Genomic DNA, 5799 nt, shown 5'->3' on the forward strand with positions numbered 1-5799 from the left:
ACCCGTCAGGAAATCGAGCTGATGATTCCGCTGCCCGCGGCCATTCAAGAAACGATGAAGAACCAGTACCAAGTTACCTATGAAATCCCGGAGGCGTCGGCCATGGGTCGGCCTGCAATCGTGCCCAAGGCGATTCCAAGGCCTAAAGCGGGTCAATCAACGCTTTTCGACTGAAAATCATATAGGCGTTAAGATAATTAGTTTGGCAAAACTAGAGGGAGGAAGCCGTATGGGTGATACTGCGACGACCGATAACGCAGTCCAAATTGATTATCTTAACGCCTATAACTTGTCGTTGAGCCGGTAGATGAACACCAGCACTTCAGCAACGGCCCGGTAGAGTTCGGCAGGGATTTCAGATTCCAGATCCATAGCCTCGAGCACATTGGCCAGGTTGCGGTCTTCAAGAAGGGGAACGTCGCTTTCCCGAGCCACCTGGACAATCTTCTCGGCAATGCAGCCCTTTCCCTTGGCCACCACCCGGGGCGCCATGTTCGTGGCCTGGTCATATTGAAGGGCGGCCGCCTTTTTCATCTGTTTGTCAGTCATATACTCAGGTCCACCTGACGACGTTTTTCAAGGGTCAAATCTTCACCTTCGAATTCTGTAATTTTTTTCTGGTTGACCACCACGCTGACGGCAACGGTGTTGAAGGTATCCTTGAGCATCGCTCCGATCCGCTGATGTTCGTTTTCGATGGCCGCTTTGACATCCGCGTCCTTGACGAAGAAGGTGACGTTGAGATCCATGCCCACCATCCACAAATCGGTACGCACCGTGCCCATGCGGTCCATGTCCAGCAGGAGCGAAACCCGGGGACGCTTGTGGGCATCGTCACGCCCCTTTTTGGCGTAGTACACTTTCAGGCGGGCATTTCGATGGGAGTCGGCCAGAAACAGCAGGTGCGAAAAAGCCTGAAAAAGATCCGGATCCAACGGCTTTTCCGTGGCCATGAACTGCTGCTGCTCGATGTGGGAAACCGCTCGCTGAACAACGCTTTTCAACGTTTCCAGCATGTACCGGTCCGCCCCCCGGGAATCCGGCGATTGCCCATCCAAAAATTCTTTCAGGATCAACAGGTTGGGTTTCACGTCGTTGATCATGATGTCACGTATGACCGGCTTCCCGGCCAGTTCAGACGGTGTCATCGACCCAGACCCGTGTTGAAGGTGGTTGATCGCCTGCTCCAGGCGTTTTTCAAAATAGACGCCTGAGTTTTCGACAAAATCCTTGAGCCTGGCCACCAGCGCGGCCATATCGCCGGTCGACGATACCGGGCTCAATGCCTGCTGCAGGTTGATCAGTGCCCCTCTCGTCGGTGTGGACAGGGGCGCAGAAAGACCTTTATCAGATTGAATCGTCCGATCCAGAAGTCGCTGAATCTGCTTCCTCATTACCGCCATTTCTGGAGCAACCGGAGGTGGAGACCCATCGGCCGGAATCACTGGCGATGGTAAGGGTCGGCCTGAAATGATTCCCGGCGGCGCCTGATGGGCCGGTGACTGGCGGGCCACCCCATTTTGACCTTGAGCGGAAAGGGAGGGCGAATCGGAAACCAGCTCGAACCGATGAATCGCTAAAGGCTCGCCGATCGGGACGCTTGCCGACTGGCCGCTTCTTGGCACCATGACCATGCGAAGCGTCTCTCCGGCTGCTTCCACGCGGATCTGGATATCCTGGCCGGTGACCACCGGCAGGGGCAGACGAGCATATGCCTTGAACGGGCCGATGGAAAGCAGGGCGTCGGAGCCTTTTTCCACATCCAAGACCGATGCAGTCAGCAGATCCCCGGCCCGCAGCACCAAAGACGTCGGCAGTTTATTTTCCAAACCTGGCTTCTGGTGCGGCATTTGCGGCACCCTCTGGATGTCCATACATCATTCTCCCGGTCAGGGTGCCACGCGTCGGCAAACGGAAACCGCGCATGTCTCTGAGGTAGTATCGAACCGATCGCACAAAACTTCAATAAACAGGCTGTCTGGCGCCTCTTGGCCATTGATGGTTTCCACGGTTGTCGATTTCAGCGGATCGATGCGGCGGCCCAACAGGTGGTCGAACAAGACGAAGCAGTCAGCCAGCCGTTGGTGACCCACCGGCAGATGGATATGCAATTCGCGGCCGCTCCGTTTGGAAACCAACGTCAGCCGACTGCCGATGTAGATCAGATGGGTGCAGGCCAGACGCCGACGATGCCGACCCACCCACATCAGCGCTGATTCCTGCATCATCCGGTCCAGCCATGGGGAATCGTAACCGGTGAGCCGTGCCGGGAGCATCTCTGTTTCCCCCAGGGCCATGGATAGCCACTCCTCGTAAAGCTGTCGTCATTCCTAAAAAGCATATCACAGGCCGGTATCTTTTCCTAACCGCCGGTGGTGGCGCGTTGCTTTTGAATAAATGCTTTTTTTGCGGATGGACAGGACCCAATGTTTGCCTAACCCCTTCGTTTATGCTACACAAAATTCCCTTGCAATCCATTCATCCGCATGAAGCGGTGAAGGCACCCATGTTTTCAGGAATTCAAGAAATCCTGGTTATCGTTCTTGTCATTTCGGGGATATTTCTGATTCCCCGGATGATGAATCCCCGGCCTACTCCCCAGAAGGTGGTAATGCGCCGCCCTCCCCTCAAACTGTCCTGGGCGTTACGCCTGGCCATCATTGCATCTTTCCTTTGGCCGCTTGCCTGTGCGCTCTATTTCAAGCCCTGGCAGCAGAACCCAATACCTTTTGCCACGCTGGGTATCGGTCCGGTGGTGGTCGGATGGAGCCTCAAGTGGGTACTTGCCGGAATGAAAAACAAGCGCTAATGTAATAACCGGGGTAAAAAAAGTCCTGGCCCATGGCCTAGCCTGGGCATTTGGACGGTGACACATCGTTACCCTACAGCGATCACCATACTAACCGAAAAGGGGTTTTTCATGGCACACCAAGATGCCGGACACTATGCAGCCAAACATCCCGGTGCAAAAATCGACAAGGCCATTGCCGACGCCATCGCCGGCAAAGAAAAAGAAGGCCGCATCACCTGCGTGGCAGCCCATGCCATCGCTAAAAAACAGGCCTGTTCCCCACGTGTGGTGGGCGTGAACATCGACCTGCTGGAAAAACGGATCCGCCGCTGCCAGCTGGGGCTGTTCGGATATGATCTGAAAAAGAAGAAGGTGGTAAAACCGGCAGCCATGGTGACCAAACCGCTCAAGACCGCCATCCGCAAGGCCATGGATGGTGACCGTATCACCTGTCGGGCAGCCTGGGATCTGGCAAGAAAAATGAGCCTGACGAGACTGGAAATATCATCGGCCTGCGAAGCCATGAAAGTCAAAATTTCATCGTGCCAGCTGGGCGCGTTTTAGCACCTGCCTGAAATCACTTCCCGGCAGCCAATGTTTTTAGATAACGAAACAGATTGCGGGCAGATTTCGGCGGCGCGTCTTTTTCCTTTTCTTTTCGGGCACTGCGCACCAGTTGTCCCAGGCGGCGGCGATCCGCATCCGGGAAGGCATCCAGAATATCCTTGAGGACGTCATCGTCCCCTTCAATCAGTTGGTCCCTCCAGGCTTCGATACGATGAAAGGATTGGGCCTGCGCATAGGCGCCCTGTTCGATCGCAAGGAGAGCCTGTTCGATCGGTTCGGCATCCACGCTGCGCATCAGAGAGCCAATATATTGCAGTTGACGCCGCCGGGCTCCATGGGATTTTATCGCTCGGACGGTCTGGATGGCTTCCATCAAACGCGCGGGCAGACTCATCCGGCCCAGTTGATCGTCCGAAAGCAAAACCAGCTTCTCCCCTAGTTTTTGAAGGGCGGTGGCCTCCTTTTTCAGCCGGGTGCGGCTTTTTTCAAGATCGTCGTGCATGCTCATGCTTCAAAATCCCGTGTTATGACCATTAAAAAACAAGCTGGGCTCGACAGACACCCTTCAAAGTTGATGGTTCCGTAAAAAGTCACAAGCGGTGTCACTCCCGCGAAGGCGGGGCACGTAGTGAAGCTTTTTCAGCGCTGTCCATAACTGTCTGAAACTTATAGATCCCCGCCTTCGCGGGGATGACAAAAAAGAGGACATCTCGACTTTTTACGGGTTCATCAAAGTTAAACCATAAACAGGCTCAGCCAGGGAAAATAGGTGATGACGATCAACAGCGCCAATAGAATCAACAAATAGGGCAAGGACGCCCGGTAGACCATCGTCACCGGTTTTTCGAATTTCAAGCTGGAAATGAACAGATTGATGCCCACAGGCGGCGTGGAATAGCCGATCTCCAGATTCACCAGAAAAATCACGCACAGGTGGATCGGATCGACGCCGTATGACAGGGCAATGGGCACCATAATAGGCACCACGATCACAATGGCGGAAAAAATATCCATGATGCAGCCCACCACCAGCAAAAAAAGATTCAATCCGCCCAGAAAGAGCAGCTTGCTGTCGGTCAATGCGGTCAACCATTCGAGGATCCGATAGGGAATCTGTTGATCTACCAGGAAGCCGGTAAAACCCAGCGCGACCCCCAAAATGACGATAATGGCGCCGGACAGAACGGCACTTTCAACGATAATAGACGGCAGCGTGCTGAAGAAAGAGATCTCTTTCAAGACAAAGCACTCCACCAGGACCACATAGATCAGCACGACGGCAGACACCTCGGCGATGGTGACAAAGCCGCCGTACACACCTGACAGGATGATGCCGATCAACGGCCAGTCCCAGATCGCCTCAAAAAAGGTGCTTTTTACCCGTTGGACGGAGATGCCGACCGTTGTGACCTTGCGCCGACGGCCGGAGGACGCCTGTTTGAAAAAGGCGTAGATGCAAAGCACGCCGATGAGAAGCAGGCCCGGAACGAGGGCCGCTTTGAAAATCTTGCCGATGTCCACCTGCGCAACGACTCCGTAAAGGATAACGGGAAGGCTCGGCGGGAAAAGCAGCCCCAGGCTCCCCGAGGTGGTCAACAGGCCCAGGGTAAACTCGTCGCCGTATCCCTTTTTACGCATCACCGGATAAAGGATGCTGCCCAGCGCCACAATGGTCACCCCGCTGGCGCCGGTCAGGGCGGTAAAAAAAGCACAGGCACACAGGGCCGCCATGGCCAGCCCGCCCGGCAGCCATCCCAAGAGCGCGTCAATAAAATTCATGATACGCTGAGGCGACCGCGTCTCGGTAAGCAGGCAACCCACAAAGGTGAACAGGGGAAGCGCCACCAACACGGGCATGGATCCCAGCCGGTTCATTTCGATCAGAATGGTCTGAAGCGCCAACCAATCATGCGACACCAGGTAGAGACAGGCGATGGACAGAGCGGCAATGACTGTAAACAAGGGGGTTTCCAGAAGCGCCAGGAACAAAATGGCAACGATGGCAAGGGTAAGCGGGTTCATCGGGTCGGCTTGGCCCGTTGGGCTGCTTCAGCCGTTGGCGTGGACGCCAAGCGGTAGAGCAGCGCGGCCAGGTAACGAAACCCGGCCACGCTGAAAAAAAAGGGAAAAATCATCGCCAGCCAACCCCAATCACCGAACATGGCGATTTCATTGTTAACGAATTCGAAGGAGGTGATCAAAAGGATTCCCATCACCAGGGCGCCGAACAGATTCACCGCTACGGCAGCCCACCATCGGATGCGGCCGCTGCAATAGCGCAGGAACAGTTCGAGCCGGTTGTGCCGCTGGCCCTTCAGGGCCAGCGATGCGCCCAGCAGGGCCAGCCAAAGCACCAGATTGGGACCGGCCTCAAAAAATTTATGGGAGGGTATATGGAGGAAATTGCGCGACAGGATATTAAAAATGACAAAAAAAACCAG

General features: G+C 55.0%; 8 protein-coding genes. 2 read left to right on the plus strand and 6 right to left on the minus strand.

The genetic code is table 11. The features are described 5' to 3' along the window. Window positions 1-282: 282 nt before the first annotated feature. The 3 genes from ABYV26_RS18990 to ABYV26_RS19000 are packed head-to-tail and all read right to left on the minus strand — an operon-like array spanning window position 283 to window position 2297. Entirely contained in the window at window positions 283-549 is a 267-nt protein-coding gene (locus ABYV26_RS18990; protein ID WP_372682929.1) for an EscU/YscU/HrcU family type III secretion system export apparatus switch protein, read from the minus strand. Next, window positions 546-1874 carry a hypothetical protein gene (locus ABYV26_RS18995; RefSeq protein ID WP_372682930.1) on the minus strand — a complete coding sequence of 443 codons (1329 nt, stop codon included), beginning with the start codon at window positions 1872-1874 and terminating at the stop codon, window positions 546-548. Before ABYV26_RS18995 ends, ABYV26_RS18990 begins: the two co-directional genes overlap by 4 nt. Window positions 1875-1889: 15 nt before the next feature. Continuing rightward, the gene (locus ABYV26_RS19000) at window positions 1890-2297 is read right to left on the minus strand and encodes a hypothetical protein (protein WP_372682931.1); all 408 of its coding nucleotides are present in this window, start codon (window positions 2295-2297) and stop codon (window positions 1890-1892) included. 209 nt (window positions 2298-2506) lie between these two features. Between ABYV26_RS19000 and ABYV26_RS19005 the strand changes: the two genes are divergently transcribed. Beyond that, a complete protein-coding gene (locus tag ABYV26_RS19005; RefSeq protein ID WP_372682933.1) occupies window positions 2507-2809 on the plus strand; it encodes a hypothetical protein in 303 nt (100 codons plus the stop codon). Window positions 2810-2920: 111 nt separating this feature from the next. Beyond that, window positions 2921-3355, plus strand: coding sequence for a hypothetical protein (locus tag ABYV26_RS19010; protein ID WP_372682934.1), 435 nt, complete (start codon window positions 2921-2923; stop codon window positions 3353-3355). A gap of 13 nt (window positions 3356-3368) precedes the next feature. Here ABYV26_RS19010 and yjgA read toward each other — a convergent pair whose 3' ends face one another. The 3 genes from yjgA to ABYV26_RS19025 all read right to left on the minus strand — a co-directional run. Next, a complete protein-coding gene (gene yjgA / locus ABYV26_RS19015) occupies window positions 3369-3866 on the minus strand; it encodes a ribosome biogenesis factor YjgA (RefSeq protein ID WP_372682935.1) in 498 nt (165 codons plus the stop codon). Between the two features lie 227 nt (window positions 3867-4093). Next, window positions 4094-5380 carry a TRAP transporter large permease gene (locus tag ABYV26_RS19020; protein ID WP_372682936.1) on the minus strand — a complete coding sequence of 429 codons (1287 nt, stop codon included), beginning with the start codon at window positions 5378-5380 and terminating at the stop codon, window positions 4094-4096. After that, window positions 5377-5799, minus strand: a 423-nt coding sequence (locus ABYV26_RS19025) for a TRAP transporter small permease subunit (protein WP_372682937.1), incomplete at its 5' end; no start/stop codon positions are given. The genes ABYV26_RS19025 and ABYV26_RS19020, both read right to left, overlap by 4 nt.

It is taken from the genome of Desulfosarcina sp., assembly GCF_041551955.1.
In the GTDB taxonomy this organism is placed as follows: domain Bacteria; phylum Desulfobacterota; class Desulfobacteria; order Desulfobacterales; family Desulfosarcinaceae; genus Desulfosarcina.

What these genes read in the sequence shown, in the direction of transcription:
- ABYV26_RS18990 (WP_372682929.1), bottom strand. Translation starts at nt 549, where the DNA reads ATGACTGACAAACAGATGAAAAAGGCGGCCGCCCTTCAATATGACCAG.
- ABYV26_RS18995 (WP_372682930.1), bottom strand. Translation starts at nt 1,874, where the DNA reads ATGGACATCCAGAGGGTGCCGCAAATGCCGCACCAGAAGCCAGGTTTG.
- ABYV26_RS19000 (WP_372682931.1), bottom strand. Translation starts at nt 2,297, where the DNA reads ATGGCCCTGGGGGAAACAGAGATGCTCCCGGCACGGCTCACCGGTTAC.
- ABYV26_RS19005 (WP_372682933.1), top strand. Translation starts at nt 2,507, where the DNA reads ATGTTTTCAGGAATTCAAGAAATCCTGGTTATCGTTCTTGTCATTTCG.
- ABYV26_RS19010 (WP_372682934.1), top strand. Translation starts at nt 2,921, where the DNA reads ATGGCACACCAAGATGCCGGACACTATGCAGCCAAACATCCCGGTGCA.
- yjgA (WP_372682935.1), bottom strand. Translation starts at nt 3,866, where the DNA reads ATGAGCATGCACGACGATCTTGAAAAAAGCCGCACCCGGCTGAAAAAG.
- ABYV26_RS19020 (WP_372682936.1), bottom strand. Translation starts at nt 5,380, where the DNA reads ATGAACCCGCTTACCCTTGCCATCGTTGCCATTTTGTTCCTGGCGCTT.